Origin of the sequence: Roseovarius sp. CAU 1744 (genome assembly GCF_039839345.1) — a bacterium.
Lineage (GTDB): Bacteria > Pseudomonadota > Alphaproteobacteria > Rhodobacterales > Rhodobacteraceae > Roseovarius.
This window is the reverse complement of sequence record NZ_JBDOQV010000020.1, coordinates 1-1548: the sequence shown is the minus strand read 5'-3', so window position 1 is coordinate 1548 and position 1548 is coordinate 1. Positions and strand designations below refer to the sequence as shown.

1 protein-coding gene is annotated in these 1548 nt (G+C 56.9%); it reads left to right on the top strand.

Annotated elements, in window-relative coordinates; translation table 11 throughout:
• Nucleotides 1–77 precede the first annotated feature (77 nt).
• On the top strand, nt 78–1460 hold the full coding sequence (locus tag AAFO92_RS22465) for an IS1182 family transposase (protein WP_347539181.1): 1383 nt from the start codon (nt 78–80) through the stop codon (nt 1458–1460).
• Nucleotides 1461–1548 lie beyond the last annotated feature (88 nt).

Below are 1548 nucleotides of genomic sequence, written 5' to 3'. Positions count from 1 at the left end.
GATTTTGTTGAAAAACTCTTCCTTGATTGGTGCATGAACTGCTGATTCAATTCTCTCAACGAGCGGGAGAATGAGCCATGATGGGACCGAAGCAGGAAGCGCAGGCGGCGCTGTTCTATGAGTTCTCGCTGGAAGATCATGTTCCTCAAGATCATCTTCTGCGGTCGATTGATCGTCATCTCGATCTGAGCAGCATCCGAGGACATCTGGCAGATTTCTACAGCCACACGGGCCGTCCGTCGGTCGATCCGGAACTGATGATCCGCATGCTTCTCGTGGGATACTGTTTTGGCATCCGGTCCGAACGGCGCCTTTGTGAAGAGGTGCATCTGAACCTGGCTTACCGTTGGTTCTGTCGTCTTGATCTTACCGACCGCATCCCAGACCACTCTACTTTCAGCAAAAACCGCCATGGTCGTTTCCGCGAAAGCGGTCTGCTGCGCCATGTATTCGAGGCGACTGTTGCGCGCTGCATGGAGGAAGGCTTGGTTGGTGGCCAGGGGTTTGCGGTCGATGCCAGCTTGATCAGCGCCGATGTCCAGAAGCAGAACTCCAGCAATCCCGAGGACTGGGCGGCTCGAGAGATAGACCCGATTGATGCGCCCCGTGCCGTGCGCGAGTATCTCGACAAACTGGACGACGAAGCCTTCGGTGCGGCGACCACAGCCAAACCCAAGTTCACGGCTCATGCTGACCCTGCCAGCCAATGGACGGCAGCGCGCAAAGGCCCTGCGTTCTTTGCCTATTCCGATAATTATCTGATCGACACCGATCACGGGATTATCGTTGACGTGGACGCCAGCCGGTCGAACAAGACCGCCGAAGTGGGTGCCATGCGCAAGATGCTCGACCGCACCGAAGAGCGTTTTGGGGTGAAGCCTGATTGGATCGCCGCTGACACCGCCTACGGATCGTCCGATAATCTGGTTTGGCTAACGCTGAAACGCCAAATCCTTCCCTTTATCCCGGTCTTCGACAAGGGCGAACGGACCGACGGAACCTTCTCGCGGTCTGACTTCACATGGGATGACGAGAACGATCGCTACATCTGCCCCGGTGGGAAAGAGATGCGGCACACCTGGCGGACCTATTCCGATCCCGCACGCAATGCACAGACTTGGAAAGCCCGCAAATATCGGGCGCGGAAGTCCGATTGCACGGGCTGCGCGCTGAAGGCCAAATGCTGCCCGAACTCAGAAGCCCGCGCGATCCACCGCGAGAAGTACGAAGCCGTCAGGGAGTTCACCCGCCAATGCACCGCATCAGACTTCAATCCGAAGGCTCAGGCGCGCCGGAAGAAGGTTGAAATGCTCTTCGCTCATCTCAAACGCATCCTCGGTCTCGGCCGACTCCGATTACGCGGGCCTTGTGGCGTTCAAGACGAATTTACACTCGCAGCCACGGCCCAGAACCTCAGAAAACTAGCAAAGCTCAAGCCACTGGTGCCCGTCGCCGGATAACCAGTCGGGCTGGCGGTGGATTGCCTCTTCAAATCAATTCGATAGCCAAAGCACGAGCGCCGTATACAACGAGTTTTTCAACGGAATC